We start from the raw sequence: 15,560 nt of genomic DNA on the forward strand, positions 1-15,560 counted from the left end.
GATTCGGAGACACACCCATGGCACAGACGGACCAGCAGGATTTCTCAGCCTTCGAGGGCACGCGCCCGGTAGCGGATCAGCAGAAGTTCGACATTGGCGCGCTCGAGGCGTGGATGCGCGAACATGTTGAAGGCTTTGCCGGCCCGCTCACGGTTGAGCAGTTCAAGGGCGGCCAGTCGAACCCGACCTTCAAGCTGATCACGCCGTCGCGCACGTACGTGATGCGCGCCAAGCCCGGGCCGAAGGCAAAGCTGCTGCCATCCGCACACGCCATCGAACGGGAATACCGCGTGATGGATGCACTGGCCAAGACCGACGTGCCTGTCGCCAGGATGTATGCGCTGTGCGAAGACGAAGCCGTGATCGGCCGCGCCTTCTACATCATGGAATTCGTGCAGGGCCGCGTGCTGTGGGATCAGGCCCTGCCCGGCATGGAGCCCGCCGAGCGCACCGCCATCTATGACGAGATGAACCGCGTCATCTCCGCACTGCACACCGTCGACTACGCCGCCATCGGCCTCGCCGATTACGGCAAACCCGGCAACTATTTCGCGCGCCAGATCGAGCGCTGGAGCAAGCAGTACAAGCTGTCGGAAACCGAATCGATTCCGGCCATGGACAACCTGATCGAATGGCTGCCGAAGCATGTGCCGCAGGAAGCCGAGGAAATCACCAGCATCGTTCACGGCGACTACCGGCTCGACAACCTGATCTTCCACCCGACCGAGCCGCGTGTGCTGGCCATCCTGGATTGGGAATTGTCGACGCTGGGCCATCCGCTGGCTGACTTCAGCTACCACTGCATGAGCTGGCACATCGAGCCGGGGCAGTTCCGTGGCGTGGCGGGTCTGGACTTCGCCGCACTCGGCATTCCCACGGAAGCCGAGTACATCCGCCAGTACGAAGAACGCACCGGCCGCCGCATCACGGGCGACTGGAACTTCTACCTCGCCTACAACATGTTCCGCATTGCCGGCATCCTGCAGGGGATCATGAAGCGCGTGGTGGATGGCACGGCGTCTTCGGCGCAGGCACTCGAAGCAGGCAAGCGCGCCCGCCCGATGGCCGAACTAGGCTGGAAGTACGCCCAGCAGGCCGGCGCCTGACGCTGCGCCTCACTCAGCGGCGGCTTTACTCGTAGTCGCGCGCTGCGTCCAGCGGACCGGACATTGGCGCTTCCAGCTCCAGCACCACCCCGCCCGGCAACTGCACGAATATCTGTGCGGCAGGCCGCGCGGGGTGTTTTCTTACCTGGTGCGGGATACCGCTTTCACGCACCGCGGCCAGCACGTCGGCCGCATCTTTTCCGGTGCGAAACGCGATGTGCGAGAACACCAGTTCCGGCGTGTCGCCCTCCTGCGTCACGAGGTGTACCAGCGCATCGTCGTTCTGGTACAGCCACGTGCCGGGAAACGGAAACGCCGGACGCGGCCCCGGTTTCCAGCCGAGCACATCGGCGAAGAATTTCAGGATGGGCGCATCTCCTGCCACGTGAAAGTTCACGTGGTCGAATGTCCAGTCGCTGTCAGGTGTCATAGCAAACCGCCTCCTTCAATGTCGATAATCGCGCCGGTCATGAAACCGTTGGTCATGGCCAGCAGATAGCCTTGGGCAAGGTCTTCCGGCGTGCCGACGCGGCCGACCGGCAAGCCGCTGCCAATACGCGCGAGCATGGTCTCGCGATCGGCCGGGGCGCCCCACACTTCCGTATCCACCACGCCAGGGCTGATCACGTTGACACGGCGCGGTGCGAGTTCCTTCGCCAGATTCTTGGCGGCGGCTTCCACTGCAGCATTGATCGAGCCACGCAGCAAGCCGGTCGCTGTGGCCTTACGAGAAAGCAGGCCAGAGGTGAGCGTAATCGATGCGCGTTCGGTCAGGTGCGGCAAGGCGGCCTGCACCGCCATCAGCGCGGCAAACAGCTTGGTGCCGAAGGCCTGCTCGAGGTCGGCACGTTGCAACGAAGCAAACGGCGGCGGGCTCGTGCGCGAGCCGATGGTGATGACAAGGTGATCGATCTTGCCGCTGGGCGACAACCTGGCTGCCTGGGCCAGCGCGCCCGCCAGCGATGCCGTGTCGTTCGCATCAACGGCAATGCCATGCACACCGTCCGCCGCTTTGGCTGAGCGCCCCAGCACCGTCACGCGCGCCCCTTCGGCTGCCGCCGCGCGTGCCACCGCCTGCCCAATACCGGCCGTACCGCCCAATACCACCACCGATTGGTCCTGCAGAGTGTTCGAAGTCATGCCAATGCTCCTTTGAAAAGAGGAAAGAAAAAACCGTCAATCGATTGGGGCCATTCTTTCATCAAACAAAAGCAAGATAATCTGGCTATGCTTTGATGATTCTCCAAATCTGCTTTGACAATGATCGCCCTCGACGACCTCCGCCTGCTGGTGCGCATTGCTGACGCCGGCAACCTTTCCGCCGCCGCGCGCCAGCTCGGCTGGCTGCCAGCCACCGCCAGCGCAGCGCTCAAACGTGTGGAAACCGAACTCGGCGCCCGCCTGTTCGAGCGCACCACGCGCAGCATGCGACCGACCGAAGCCGGTCAGCGCTATCTAGGCTATGCAAGACAGGCGCTGGAAGCGCTGGACGAAGGTGCGGAAAGCCTGGGGCAGGATCGCACCGAACTGTCTGGCCCCATCCGCATTGCGGCCACATCAGACCTGGGGCGACACATCCTGCGCCCATGGCTCGACGCGTTCTGCGATGAGCACCCGGGCGTGCGAGTCACGCTGGTGCTCGGTGACCGCCTTGCCGATCTGATGCGCGAAGACCTCGACTTTGCGCTGCGCTACGGGAATCTGCAGGATTCGGCACTGGTGCGGCGGCCGTTGGCGTCGCACCCGCGCGTGATCGTGGGCGCGCCGTCGTACTTCAAGCAGCATGGCCGGCCCGCACACCCGAGCGACCTGGCCGACCACCGCTGCCTGATCCTCCTGCGCAACGGCGAGCCCGTCACGCGCTGGCAACTCACGCACGCCAGCGGCCCTGCCCCGATCGACGTGCGCGGTGATTTCCAATGCGACGACGGCGCCGTGGTGCGCGACTGGGCAATCGCGGGGCGAGGCCTGGCATTCAAATCGTGGTTGGATGTCGCGCAAGACGTGAGCGCCGGCCGGCTGGAGGTGGCACTGCCGGCATGGAGCCATGCGCCCACGCCGCTGCAGCTTGTCGCCCTTGCGCGCCGCCATCGACCAGCACGGCTGACGGCCTGCGCGGACTTTCTTGCCGCGCGCTTTGCGGAGTTCAGCGCGCGTTACCCGTTCCCGTCGACAAAGGCGGCAACGACATCGCCCAAGCCGGTCAAAGCCACCAAAGCCACCAAAGCCAAGTCGGCCGTCACGGTGAATACGTAGGCGTGCTTGTTGGTTGTAGCGGCGGCGCTGATTGCGTCCGCCTTGGCGTTCGTCACTGCCCGTCGGCGAATGCCGCTACGGCGTCGTCCAGGGCCACCTCTGCCATCGCGGCGAATACGTGGTCGCGCAGCCAGCGGCTGGCGGCATCCTGGTCGCTGTTCGTGTGCCAGTACAGGTACAGCTCCAGCGGCTGCACGTTGAACGGCAGCGGCAGCATCACGTTGCCATACGGTTCATTAGCGATGCGCGCATAGCGGATCGGCAACGTGGCGAGTAGATCCGTGCAGCTCACCACGCGGCAGGCGGCCGGGTAATGCTGACAACGCAGCCGCACGCGCCGCTCATGGCCGAGCCGGCGCAGTTCCACATCTTCCAGCCCTGCCCCGCGACGCCGGGACGACACGTGCACGTGTTCGCACGCCAGATAGCGCTCCAGCGTCAACGGCGCATTTGCGATGGGGTGGCCCGGGCGCGCCAGCACCACCATCGGGTCGGTCAGCAGCGGCGCATGCCGAATGGCGGGAGATGCCTGCAGCAGAATGTCCGCAGCCGCATCAATGGTGCCCGCCAGCAACTCGGTTTCGAGCTGGCGGCGGTCTCCACGCACGGTCGTCACATCGATGCGCGGCGCTTCCCTGGCAATGGCGGCCATAAGCGGCGGCAGCAGCGTGGCTTCCAGCGCATCGCGCATCGACAAAGTGAAGCGGCGCTCGCTCGTGGCGGGGTCGAAGCGCGTGCCTTCGCGCAACGTGCGCTCGAAGCCCTGCAGCGCGCTGCGCACCTCGGCGATGAGCGTGCGCGCCAGCGGCGTCGGCACCATGCCCTGCCCGCGCCGCTCGAACAGCGGGTCGTCAAACAACTCGCGCAGCCGCCCAAGCGCGTGGCTCACAGCGGGCTGCGTCAGGCTGAGCGTGCGCGCGGCCGCCGTGATGCCGCCTTCCGTATAGATCGCATCGAAGACGACAAACAGGTTCAGGTCGACCCGGGATATATGCATGGTATTGATGGACCGTAATCTACTAAATTCATTTCTCTTATTGTAGGCGAAGGCTTATTCTGCGGACACCACTTGGGAGTTGCGCCACGCGCCATGACCACCACCACTGATCTCGCCGTTCCCACGGGCTTTGTTCTGCTGAACAAGCCGAGCCCTTTCCTGACGATGCTGGGGCCGGTGTATGCCCGAGGCATGGGGCCGACGATGGTGATGGGTTTTCATGTCGGCCACCACCACCTGAACCGGCGCGGCATTCTGCACGGCGGCGTGGTGGCATCGCTGGCCGATGCGGCGCTCGGTTATTGCCTGGCCGAGCCCGGCGAAGGCACCGGCGGCGCCCTGGCCATGTCCACCGCCAGCCTGACTGTGGATTTCATCGCCTCCGCCGGAGAAGGCGACTGGATTGAGATCACCCCGGAAGGATTGCGCACGGGCAGCAAGCTGGCCTTTGCGCAGGCGCTCTTCCATCGCGGCGACCGGTTGATTGCGCGCGCGAGTGCCGTATTTGCCGTGCTCGGCGGACGTATTTGACGCATGGCCGAGCCGGTCTGAACTGAGTTGATGGTTGCCCGTTCGAGGCGCTTGTTCGATGTACTGAGGAGACACCATGAATTTCGATTACACACCCAAGGTCAAGGAAATGCAGGCACGCCTGCTTGAATTCTTTGACCAGCACATCTATCCGAACGAGCACCGCTTCCACGAAGAAGTTGAAGCCAACCGCCGTGCCGGCAACGCGTGGATTCCCACCAAGGTCATCGAAGAACTCAAGCCGCTGGCACGCAAGGCCGGGCTGTGGAACCTGTTCCTGCCGCGCTCGCCGCGCGCGCCCGAAGGGCTGTCGAACCTCGAATACGCGCCGCTGTGCGAGATCATGGGCCGCGTGCCCTGGGCACCAGAAGTGTTCAACTGCTCCGCGCCCGACACCGGCAACATGGAAACGCTGGAGCGCTACGCCTCTGAAGAACTGAAAGACCGCTGGCTCGAACCGCTGCTGCGCGGCGAGATCCGCTCCGCCTTCCTGATGACCGAGCCGGCCGTGGCCTCGTCGGACGCCACCAACATCGAATGCCGCATCGAGCGTCAGGGCGACGAATACGTCATCAATGGCCGCAAGTGGTGGTCGTCGGGCGCTGGCGACCCGCGCTGCGCCGTCTACATCGTCATGGGCAAGACCAACCCGGATGCCGGCCGCCACGAGCAGCAGTCGATGATCGTGGTGCCGGCCAATGCGCCGGGCATCACGGTCATGCGCCCGCTGTCGGTGTTCGGTTACGACGATGCGCCGCACGGCCACATGGAAGTCGACCTGAAAGACGTGCGCGTGCCGGTGGGCAACATCCTTCTGGGTGAAGGCCGCGGCTTTGAGATCGCACAGGGCCGCCTAGGCCCGGGCCGCATCCACCACTGCATGCGCAGCATCGGCGTGGCTGAGCGCGCGCTCGAACTGATGTGCAAGCGCCTGTCGTCGCGCATTGCGTTCGGCAAGGCCATCGCACAGCACAGCGTCTGGCACGAACGCATTGCCGAAGCGCGCTGCATGATCGAGCAGGCCCGCCTGCTGACGCTCAAGGCCGCATACATGATGGACACCGTCGGCAACAAGGTCGCCAAGGCTGAGATTGCGATGATCAAGGTCGTGGCTCCGAACATCGCCTGCCAGATCGTCGACTGGGCGATCCAGGCACACGGCGGCGGCGGCGTGTCGGGTGATTTCCCGCTGGCTTCGGCCTACGCGCACCAACGCACGCTGCGCCTGGCCGACGGCCCGGACGAAGTGCACCGCGCGGCCATCGCCAAGCTGGAACTGGCCAAGCACCTGCACCTGAAGGACGTTGTCGACATGCCGGTTACACGCGGTTCCTGACCTGCGGCACGGCTGTACCGTTCACTCCTTAACCCCGCCTTGAGCGGGGATTTTTTTGCCTCTGCCCGGCGTCTGCGCGTTTTTCGGTTCTGTGCTGGAATGGAACACTTTGCAGGCTGCTGGTGGCCTGCACCTCTCTTCCCAGCCAGAAGCCAAGGAGCCACCTCGATGATCGACGTCTATAGCTGGGCCACACCCAACGGCCACAAAGTGCACATCATGCTGGAAGAATGCGGGCTGCCTTACCGCGTTCACGGCGTCAACATCGGCGCCGGCGACCAGTTCAAGCCCGACTTCCTCAAGATCAGCCCCAACAACAAGATCCCGGCGATCGTCGATCAGGACGGCCCCGACGGCAAACCGATCTCGCTGTTCGAATCGGGCGCGATCCTGCTGTACCTCGCCGGCAAGACGGGCAAGTTCATGCCCGACGACGTGCGCGGCAAATACGAAGTGCTGCAATGGGTGATGTTCCAGATGGGCGGCGTCGGCCCGATGCTCGGCCAGGCGCACCACTTCCGCATCTACGCGCCCGAAAAGATCGAATACGCGATCAACCGCTACACGAACGAAGCCAAGCGTCTGTATGGCGTGATCGACAAGCGCCTGAGCGAATCGAAATTCCTGGGTGGCGCGGATTACTCCATCGCCGATATTGCGACGTGGCCCTGGCTGCGCAGCTGGAAGAACCAGGGGATCGAGCTGTCGGATTTCCCGAAGCTGCAGCGCTGGTTCGAAGCCATTGAAGAGCGCCCCGCCGTGCAACGCGCGGTGAAGGTACTGGCCAAGGAACGACCGGCTGTGCAGGACGACAAGGCGAAGGAAATCCTCTTCGGAGCGACGCAGTACGAGCGGCGCTGATTCCGCTTCTCCGCATCGAAAACAGGCCGCGCGATGCGGCCTTTTTCTTTTGGAAGTCGTCAATGCGGCGCGCTGGCGAGCGGCCTACACTGGCTTCACATCACTCACGCGTTCGTGCACAAACGCTATGGCAGCCTCACTCAAAATGGGCCTCGCGGCTGCGGTGTCCATCGTGGTTTATCTCGGCCTTGCCGCGCTCGGTTGGGGTGGCGTGGGCGCGTTCCTGGCCCACCCCGCACGCGTCGCGCTGGTGGTCATCACGGTGTTGCTGGCCATCGCCGCACTGCTTGCCGGCGGCAACCTCAGCCCCGGAGAACGTGAAGATCGATCCAACCGCTGGGTGCTGCCGGTGTTTGGCGTGATCGGCTTCGCCAGTGCATGGCTGCCGGCGCACACGGACCGGCTCAACCTCTGGTGCATCGATGGCGATGCCGTACGTTGGCTGGGTGTCGTGCTCTACGCCGCAGGCGGCGCGTTGCGTGTGTGGCCGGTGTATGTGCTGGGCAATCGCTTCAGCGGACTGGTCGCGATCCAGCCCGGCCATACGCTCGTGACCGGCGGCATCTACCAATACGTGCGCAACCCGAGCTACCTGGGGTTGCTGATCGGCACGCTGGGTTGGGGACTGACGTTCCGGGCACTGGCCGGTGTGGTGCTGACGCTCTTGCTGATTCCACCATTGGTGGCCCGCATGCGTGCCGAAGAAGCCCTGCTGCAATCGCAGTTCGGCGCGGAGTACGACGCGTACCGCGCCCGGACGTGGCGCCTCATTCCCGGGCTCTACTGACGCCGTCCACCACCAGGCTCGACATCGTTGCCGCGCGATTGCGTGCGCGCCCGGTTGGCCCGGTGGCGCAGGCGCTCTGACGCTACCTCACGGAAGACGCCTGATCGCATTACCGGGGCAATGCGAAGCACTGCACGTCCGGCGCGGTGTAGACCGTCGGATACGGCGACCGCGGCCCCGTCTGCAACCGCAGAGGCTGCGTCGCCAGCACCTCGGCTTCGTTACGCTCGCGCACTGTCAGCGGCTCCGGCGGCGGGCTCGGCAAGCGCACCGGTTGATTGACCGCACACCGCACGGGTTTCCCGTCCGCCAGCCGCACATCCATCGTGTAATACGGCCCGACGATGGTCGGCGCGCAGGCGGCTGCGCCCAAGACCACCGTCATCAGCACCGCAGCATGCAGCGTCTTCATCACTCACCTCCGCAACGCGCGCGTCAGTGTTTTTGACTCAGCGCAGTCTCTGCAAGTGCCGCAACATCAGGCAGCCGCCGTCAGCATCCCCTGCTTCTCAATAAAGCGGATCACTTCATCCAACCCACCCTGCGCCCGCAGATTGCACATCACGAACGGACGATCGCCGCGCATCTTGCGGGTGTCGCTCTCCATCACCTCCAGCGACGCCCCGACGTATGGCGCCAGGTCCGTCTTGTTGATGATCAGCAGATCCGACTTGGTGATGCCCGGGCCGCCCTTGCGCGGGATTTTCTCCCCGCCTGCCACGTCGATCACGTAGATCGTCAGGTCCGACAGCTCGGGGCTGAACGTCGCCGCGAGGTTGTCACCGCCCGACTCAATGAACACCACATCCGCATCTGGAAACTTGGAGAGCATGCGATCCACCGCTTCGAGGTTGATCGACGCATCTTCGCGGATGGCCGTGTGCGGGCAGCCGCCCGTTTCGACGCCCATGATGCGTTCGGCGGGCAGCGCGCCGGAAATGGTCAGCAGCCGCTGATCTTCCTTCGTGTAGATGTCGTTGGTGATGGCCACCAGGTCATAGCGCTCGCGCATGGCCTTGCACAGCATTTCGAGCAGCGTGGTCTTGCCGGAGCCCACCGGGCCGCCCACACCAACACGCAGAGCAGGAAGTTTCTTGGTTCGCATGATGTTCAGGTTCAGGATCGAAAGAGTCGTGAGTATTGCGTTTCATGCCGGGCGGACAACACGCCCAGCCCCGGTGAAAACGTAGACAGTTCAGGCGGATGACATGCCGCACGGCGCGTGGCCTCTTCCACCGCACGCGCCACCGAAGTGTGCAGACCGAAGAGAATGCGCTGCCCCGCAGCCTGCCCGAGCGGCACGGCCTTCACCGCCGCCGCCATCTGGTTTTCCACCCACGCAAAGCAGTACGCCGTCACGCCGTCGTGCGGGTCGACATTCAGCGCGGCAGCGGCGGCGGCAAAGGCCGTCGGAAAGGTCACGGAGGCACGCGCGGCCAATGCGCTGCGCAGTGCGGCATCGCCCCATTCCATCTGCTGGATGAGGCGATTGAGCGACCAGCCCATCTGGGACGTTTCGAGCCGCAGCTCGCGCGTCTCGCGCGTAGCGAGGAACCATGCATCGCGCTCGGCCACGGCATCGAAGCGGCCTGCCTGCCAGTCGGCAAACTGCAGCAGCCACAACGGTGCCTCGCAGGCGGCCAGCACGTCGAGGCCCTCGGCAATCCACGCCGCCGCCGACGCTTCATCGGCCACGTGCCGGACGTCCACCGCCGCTTCCAGCCCCTGCGAATAGCTGAACGCGCCCACCGGCAGCGCGGGGGACGCGAGATGCAGCAAGGCGGTGAGCTGCGCCGCGTTAGTCATGGTGATGGTGATGATGGCTGCAGCCGGGCCCGTGAACATGGCCGTCGTCGTGACCATGCGCGTGGTCGTGTGCGTGATCGTGGCTATGCGCGTGGGCATGGTCATGATCATGCGAGTGCCCGTGATCGTTCCCGTGATGCTCGTGGTACAGCGCCTGCGCGGCTGCGTAGTCCTCTTCGAACGTCGCATCGTGGCCGTGACGATGGCCGCCGCCATAGGCGCCTGCCTCGGGCTCGAACGGCGCCTCCACATGCGCGACGGTCACGCCCAGGCGGACCAGCATGTCTTCGAGCACCGGATCGGCTTCGAGCTGCAGTGCATCTGCACTGACCTGCACGGGTGTGTGGCGATTGCCGAGGTGGTAGGCAGCGCGCATCAGCGCAAGACGGTTGTCGCTCGTCACGCGCAGGACTTGCTCAGGCGCGGCCTGCACTTCGACCAGCGTGCCGTCTTCAGCGACCAGCACGTCACCGCCACGCATGACGGTGCCGCGCGGCAGCACGACGGCCACGTCACGGCCATCGTCGAGGGTGGCGCGCAGGCGGCTGCGGCTGCGCTGCAGGAACGGCAGCACCAGCTTGGGCGCACGCTTGACCAGCACGGAGGCCAGGCCATGCGGCGCGGGGAGATGTTTAGTGATGGAAAGCATCGTTGGGGCCTATTCACAATCTCATGACGGCCCAGCTTGGAGCTGAGTCTGTCAAATACCAGGGTCCGAGCCTCGAAGGTCAAGCTCTGAGCCTCAATCGTCAGGTTCAGAGACTCAATCGTCAGGTTCAGAGACTCAATCGTCAGGCTCAGAGGCTCAATCGTCAGGCTCTGAGGCTCAATTGCCAAGCTCTGACACTCAACAGTGGGGCTCTGAACTCCGACTTTCACACTTTTGGTTTCGAATCTCGAGCTCTGAGGGTCGAACGTCGGGCTCGGAGGTTGGAGCACGAGGCTTTTTGCATCAAGCGTGGCCCTCGGAGGCTCGAAAAAATCACCATTTTTGCTTCGGTTGCGTCTCGTTTTGTCCAGATTGGGGCCTATGGCCGAATTGCTTTGCTTCGTTGGCTCTTATTCGATATCTGGAGTATCGAATTTGAGGGTCAGAGGGTCGTGGTTGGGGGTCTGAGGCTGGGACTTCGAGGTTCGAGGCTCGTTTTCCTCTTTTTCTGCCGGGGCGGGCCTTGGTGGTTTGCTGCTGTTTCGTCCCCTGCCGGGGCCGACTCACTTTCTTTGTCTTGCCAAAGAAAGTAAGCAAAGAAAAGCGCGCCCGAGATGGCGAAAGACTCCTTGAATTTATGTCGCAGAGAGGGAGGGGAGGCAAACTCGCTTCGCTCAAACAGGCCTCCCCTCTTTTTCCTCTCTGCAACAGAAATTCAAGGCGCCATCTAGGGCAGGGGTAAAGCACACAATCTTCTGCCCGAGCGCCACTCCGTTGTTCGTTCCGAACCCTCGCACGCACTTCCACTTCCACTTCCACTTCCACTTCCACTTCCACTTGCACTTGCACTTGCACTTGCACTTGCACTTGCACTTGCACTTGCACTTGCACTCAACGAGCCCCGGCGCCCACCTCAGTTTCCCGCCGGTGTGGCCTTTGACGTTCCTGCCCTTGATGGCGCCTTGAATTTTCGTAAGCGGGCGGAAAAAAGACGGGAAACTGTCTGAGCGCAGCGAGTTTTTCCCGTCTCCGCACGGTTACGCAAATTCAAGGAATGGGTCGCCATCTCGGGCGCGCCTTTCTTTTGCCTACTTTTCTTTGGCAAGACAAAGAAAAGTAGGTCAGCCCCGGCAGGGGATGAAACAAGGGATGAACCACCAAGCCCCAACCCCAGAAAAACTCAAAACAAAAAATACCTCTGCGCCATCGGCAACACTTCCGCCGGCTCACAAGTCAGCACCGTCCCATCCGCCACCACCTGATACGTCTCCGGATCAACAGTAATGTCAGGCTGCCAGTCGTTATGGATCATGTGCGCCTTGGTCACAGTACGCGTGCCCTTGACCACCGCCGTGGTTTTAGCCAGCCCGTACTGTTCGGCCACCCCAGCAGCGGCCGCAGACTGCGACAAAAAGCTCAACGACGTCCGCCCCAGCGCCCCACCCGCCGACCCAAACATCGGCCGATAGTGCACAGGCTGCGGTGTCGGGATCGACGCATTCGCATCGCCCATCGCCGCGGAGGCAATCATCCCGCCCTTCAGGATCAGGCTCGGCTTCACACCAAAGAACGCGGGTTTCCACAACACGAGGTCGGCCCACTTGCCGACTTCAACCGAGCCCACTTCGTGCGCAATGCCGTGCGTGAGCGCGGGGTTGATCGTGTACTTCGCCACGTAGCGCTTCACGCGGAAGTTGTCGTGCCCGCCGCGCGCGTCGTTCGGGTCACCGGCGAGCTTGCCGCGCTGCACCTTCATCTTGTGCGCGGTCTGCCACGTGCGCAGAACGACTTCGCCCACGCGGCCCATCGCCTGCGAGTCGCTGGAGATCATCGAGAAGGCGCCCAGGTCGTGCAGGATGTCTTCGGCAGCAATGGTCTCGCGGCGGATGCGGCTTTCGGCAAAGGCAATGTCTTCGGCAATGGACGCATCGAGGTGATGGCACACCATCAGCATGTCCAGATGCTCGTCCAGCGTGTTGACGGTGAACGGCCGCGTCGGGTTGGTGGACGATGGCAGCACGTTCGATTCACCGCACACGCGGATGATGTCGGGCGCGTGCCCGCCGCCCGCGCCTTCGGTGTGGTACGTGTGGATCGTGCGGCCTTTGAATGCAGCGACGGTGGCCTCGACAAAGCCCGATTCGTTCAACGTATCGGTGTGGATGGCGACCTGCGTGTCGGTATCGTCGGCCACGCCCAGACAGCAATCGATGGCGGCCGGCGTGGAGCCCCAGTCCTCGTGCAGCTTCAGGCCGATGGCGCCCGCGTCGATCTGCTCGCGCAGCGCGCCTGGCAGGCTGCCGTTGCCCTTGCCAAGAAAGCCGATGTTCATCGGATACGCATCAGCGGCCTGCAGCATGCGCTGCATGTACCACGGGCCTGGCGTGCAGGTGGTGGCGTAGGTGCCGGTGGCGGGGCCAGTGCCGCCGCCGATCATCGTCGTCACGCCGCTGTTGAGCGCTTCGTCGATCTGCTGCGGGCAGATGAAGTGGATGTGCGTGTCGACGCCGCCGGCGGTGACGATCATGCCCTCGCCCGCGATGATCTCGGTGCCCGGGCCGATGACGATGGTCACGCCGGGCTGGATGTCCGGATTGCCCGCCTTGCCGATCGCCGAGATGCGACCGTTCTTCAGGCCAATGTCAGCCTTGACGATGCCCCAGTGGTCGATGATCAGTGCGTTGGTGATGACGGTGTCCGCGCAGTCCTTCGACTCGCGCTGGCTCTGGCCCATGCCGTCGCGGATGACCTTGCCGCCGCCGAATTTCACTTCCTCGCCGTAGATGGTGAAGTCGCGTTCGACTTCGACGATGAGGTCGGTGTCGGCCAGGCGAAGGCGGTCGCCGGTTGTGGGGCCAAACATTTCCGCATAGGCGCGGCGATCAATCTTCAATGTCATGTCCGTGCCTCGTTCAAAGCTTGCCCATCACACGGCCGGCAAAGCCGTAGACCACGCGATCGCCCGCAAGCGCCACGAGCTCGACCGTGCGCTCCTGCCCCGGCTCGAAGCGCACGGCGGTGCCGGCGGCGATGTTGAGTCGATAGCCGCGCGCAGCTTCTCGGTCAAAGCGCAACGCGTCATTGACTTCATAGAAGTGGTAGTGCGAGCCGATCTGCACCGGGCGGTCGCCCGTGTTGGCCACCGTGACCGTCACCGTGGGGCGGCCTGCGTTGAGTTCCAGATCGCCGTCTTGCGGCAGGAGTTCACCGGGGATCATGTCGCGCCCCTTTAGACAGCCGCCACCAGCAGGCCGGCACCGTACAGCGCCACGCCCACACCCGACAGACGCGCCAGCCACGCCAGACGCGGCTTCAGCGCAAAGCCCGCGCCGATACCAGCGGTATGCAGCAGCGCCGTCGCCACGGCAAAGCCGCCAACGAAGTACGGGAACATGGCTTGCGCGCCAGCGGGGAATTCCGTGCCATGCGCATAGCCATGGAACAGTGCGAACGCGCCGCACAGCAGTGCACCGCCCCAGGTCGGCAGTTGGGCGCGTGCGGCAATCAGCAGGCCGAACACCAGCAGCGATGCTGCGATCATCGGCTCGGCCATCGGCAAGGCCACGCCGCCTGTGCCGAGCAGCGCGCCCAGGATCATCAACGCAACAAAGGCGACCGGTGCCCACAACGCGTCGCGCACCGAGCGCGAGGCCAGCGCGCTCCACACACCCACGGCCACCATTGCCAGGAGGTGATCTGCGCCGGTGAGCGGATGCAGGAACCCCGCGAGCAGGCTGCCCTCGGCGGTATGGCCCGGATGCCCCGGGTGAGCGAAGGCAACGGAGGCGCCAAACGTGAGCGCAATGGCCGCAGCGGGCCGGACGAAGCGAGACAGGGTAGGCGTCATGGCAGGACTCGTAGTGGTGAGTGGCGTGCGGACTTCAAACTTCAAACAATCGGGTGGTGGACGGTGACGAGCTTCGTGCCGTCGGGAAACGTGGCTTCGACCTGGATGTCGGGAATCATCTCGGCCACGCCGTCCATCACGTCATTGCGCGTGAGGAGCGTGGTGCCGTAGTGCATCAGCTCGGCGACGGTCTTGCCGTCGCGTGCACCTTCCATGATGGCGGCGCTGATGAAGGCGACGGCTTCCGGGTAGTTGAGCTTGAGGCCGCGGCCCTTGCGGCGCTCGGCCAGCAAGGCGGCGGTGAAGATCAGCAGCTTGTCTTTTTCGCGCGGGGTCAGTTCCACGAGGGGCTCTCTTCGGTGAGGGTCAATTCAGTTCAGTTCAGATCGGGCAATGCGAGGTCACGTCGCCATCATGTCGCCGTCATGTAGACCAGAGGCGCAGCGGACGGCCCGCTACGCCATGCATCGGTTCGCGCAGCGCAAGCCATGTCTGCGACAACAGGGCGCGTGCATCTTCGGGCCGGCGTGCGAGCACGCGTAGCAGCAAAACGTTTGGCAGGCCGGGCGCATCTTGCGTGAGGCACGTGACGCCTGCGCGCAAGTCATCGTTGTACGGCAGGTGCTCGGCCATCGATTCGGCCAGGGCATCGGTCGCGCCTTCGCCCACGGCCCAGAGCGTGCCGACGACGTGGAAGCCGGCCATGCCCGTCGTCGCGTTCAGCATGGGCGATTGCGTGTCGAACGCGGCCGATTCAATCCACAGCGGTTGGCCGTTGCAACGCAATGCGGTGCGCATGACGATGCGGCCTTCGGCCCACGATTCACCGGCGGCATGGCGGCCGAGCATGGTCGTGTCCCAGCCGATGGCGGTGGCGCCCGGTGCCAGATCCAGCGTCAGGTCGATGATCGGGCAGGCCTGGTTGAAGACGATGTTCTCTTGCGGTAGCCAGTCGAGCCGCGCGCCAGCATCCATGCGGATAGCAACACGCTGCGTGGCCGTGCGGCCGAGCGACTTGTACCACTTGGTGGCGCCGGGCGTGGTCAGTACCGCATGCGCGTCGGCACCGAGTTCGATGTCGATATCGAGCACATCGCCGCCGGCAATGCCTGCGGGCGGATGCAGCATGACGGCATGGCAGACGGCCTCGCCTTCCGGATGCAGCGCCTTCTGCACCCGCAGGGGCCCCTGATGCCGGCAGGTGGCCAGCACAGTGCGCTCGCCGCGCCGCGCAAATGCCAGGCGCAATGAGGCTTCCCAGGATGCAAATGCGGAGGCCTGCGGCGGAACAGGAAAATCGGGATGGCGCATCGGTCATGCAATCGGGAGGCATCCCTCATGAAACGCGGCTGTGCGCTTCAGATTGGACCCCGCCCTAAGCAAA

18 protein-coding genes are annotated in these 15,560 nt (G+C 64.2%); 6 read left to right on the forward strand and 12 right to left on the reverse strand.

All coding sequences use genetic code 11. From position 1 onward, the window contains the following. The first annotated feature begins 17 nt into the window (after positions 1-17). A complete protein-coding gene (locus NKG59_RS13515) occupies positions 18-1,106 on the forward strand; it encodes a phosphotransferase (RefSeq protein ID WP_112184368.1) in 1,089 nt (362 codons plus the stop codon). A 25-nt stretch (positions 1,107-1,131) separates the two neighbouring features. Here the strand turns inward: NKG59_RS13515 and NKG59_RS13520 are convergent, their stop codons facing one another. Together NKG59_RS13520 and NKG59_RS13525 are read right to left on the reverse strand one after the other, a co-directional pair. Further along, positions 1,132-1,536, reverse strand: coding sequence for a VOC family protein (locus tag NKG59_RS13520; RefSeq protein ID WP_253537600.1), 405 nt, complete (start codon positions 1,534-1,536; stop codon positions 1,132-1,134). Next, positions 1,533-2,246: an SDR family oxidoreductase gene (locus NKG59_RS13525; protein WP_253537603.1), complete on the reverse strand. Its 714-nt coding sequence runs from the start codon at positions 2,244-2,246 to the stop codon at positions 1,533-1,535. Before NKG59_RS13525 ends, NKG59_RS13520 begins: the two co-directional genes overlap by 4 nt. Before the next feature lie 120 nt (positions 2,247-2,366). On the opposite strand from NKG59_RS13525, the gene NKG59_RS13530 reads away from it, so the two are divergent. Next, the gene (locus NKG59_RS13530) at positions 2,367-3,362 is read left to right on the forward strand and encodes a LysR family transcriptional regulator (protein ID WP_253537606.1); all 996 of its coding nucleotides are present in this window, start codon (positions 2,367-2,369) and stop codon (positions 3,360-3,362) included. A 52-nt stretch (positions 3,363-3,414) separates the two neighbouring features. Here NKG59_RS13530 and NKG59_RS13535 read toward each other — a convergent pair whose 3' ends face one another. Then, positions 3,415-4,359 (reverse strand): LysR family transcriptional regulator, encoded by a 945-nt coding sequence (locus tag NKG59_RS13535; RefSeq protein ID WP_253537609.1) that lies wholly within the window; start codon positions 4,357-4,359, stop codon positions 3,415-3,417. Positions 4,360-4,452: 93 nt separating this feature from the next. Here NKG59_RS13535 and NKG59_RS13540 point away from each other — a divergent pair, with 93 nt between their 5' ends. From NKG59_RS13540 to NKG59_RS13555, 4 genes are all read left to right on the forward strand, one after another. Next, positions 4,453-4,890: a PaaI family thioesterase gene (locus NKG59_RS13540; RefSeq protein WP_253537612.1), complete on the forward strand. Its 438-nt coding sequence runs from the start codon at positions 4,453-4,455 to the stop codon at positions 4,888-4,890. A gap of 76 nt (positions 4,891-4,966) precedes the next feature. Further along, the gene (locus NKG59_RS13545) at positions 4,967-6,226 is read left to right on the forward strand and encodes an acyl-CoA dehydrogenase family protein (RefSeq protein ID WP_253537615.1); all 1,260 of its coding nucleotides are present in this window, start codon (positions 4,967-4,969) and stop codon (positions 6,224-6,226) included. Positions 6,227-6,394: 168 nt separating this feature from the next. After that, positions 6,395-7,087, forward strand: coding sequence for a glutathione S-transferase N-terminal domain-containing protein (locus NKG59_RS13550; RefSeq protein ID WP_253537618.1), 693 nt, complete (start codon positions 6,395-6,397; stop codon positions 7,085-7,087). Between the two features lie 127 nt (positions 7,088-7,214). Further along, complete coding sequence (locus NKG59_RS13555) at positions 7,215-7,874, forward strand: methyltransferase family protein (RefSeq protein WP_253537621.1); 660 nt, start codon at positions 7,215-7,217, stop codon at positions 7,872-7,874. Between the two features lie 109 nt (positions 7,875-7,983). Here NKG59_RS13555 and NKG59_RS13560 read toward each other — a convergent pair whose 3' ends face one another. From NKG59_RS13560 to NKG59_RS13600, 9 genes are all read right to left on the reverse strand, one after another. Then, positions 7,984-8,286, reverse strand: a complete 303-nt coding sequence (locus tag NKG59_RS13560) for a hypothetical protein (RefSeq protein WP_045206211.1) — start codon at positions 8,284-8,286, stop codon at positions 7,984-7,986. Between the two features lie 66 nt (positions 8,287-8,352). Continuing rightward, the gene (ureG, locus tag NKG59_RS13565; RefSeq protein ID WP_009241038.1) at positions 8,353-8,979 is read right to left on the reverse strand and encodes an urease accessory protein UreG; all 627 of its coding nucleotides are present in this window, start codon (positions 8,977-8,979) and stop codon (positions 8,353-8,355) included. Between the two features lie 11 nt (positions 8,980-8,990). Beyond that, positions 8,991-9,680, reverse strand: a complete 690-nt coding sequence (locus tag NKG59_RS13570) for an urease accessory protein UreF (protein ID WP_253539077.1) — start codon at positions 9,678-9,680, stop codon at positions 8,991-8,993. Continuing rightward, the gene (ureE, locus tag NKG59_RS13575; protein WP_253537624.1) at positions 9,673-10,329 is read right to left on the reverse strand and encodes an urease accessory protein UreE; all 657 of its coding nucleotides are present in this window, start codon (positions 10,327-10,329) and stop codon (positions 9,673-9,675) included. The genes NKG59_RS13570 and ureE overlap by 8 nt, the downstream gene beginning before the upstream one ends. 1,180 nt (positions 10,330-11,509) lie before the next feature. Further along, entirely contained in the window at positions 11,510-13,228 is a 1,719-nt protein-coding gene (gene ureC, locus NKG59_RS13580) for an urease subunit alpha (protein ID WP_253537627.1), read from the reverse strand. A 13-nt stretch (positions 13,229-13,241) separates the two neighbouring features. Then, entirely contained in the window at positions 13,242-13,547 is a 306-nt protein-coding gene (locus tag NKG59_RS13585; protein WP_253537641.1) for an urease subunit beta, read from the reverse strand. An 11-nt stretch (positions 13,548-13,558) separates the two neighbouring features. Continuing rightward, entirely contained in the window at positions 13,559-14,176 is a 618-nt protein-coding gene (locus NKG59_RS13590) for a HupE/UreJ family protein (protein ID WP_253537644.1), read from the reverse strand. 41 nt (positions 14,177-14,217) lie between these two features. After that, a complete protein-coding gene (gene ureA / locus NKG59_RS13595; protein ID WP_045206205.1) occupies positions 14,218-14,520 on the reverse strand; it encodes an urease subunit gamma in 303 nt (100 codons plus the stop codon). A gap of 79 nt (positions 14,521-14,599) precedes the next feature. Next, complete coding sequence (locus NKG59_RS13600) at positions 14,600-15,487, reverse strand: urease accessory protein UreD (protein ID WP_253537647.1); 888 nt, start codon at positions 15,485-15,487, stop codon at positions 14,600-14,602. Positions 15,488-15,560: the final 73 nt, after the last annotated feature.

This window comes from Ralstonia chuxiongensis (assembly GCF_024158925.1).
Lineage (GTDB): Bacteria > Pseudomonadota > Gammaproteobacteria > Burkholderiales > Burkholderiaceae > Ralstonia > Ralstonia chuxiongensis.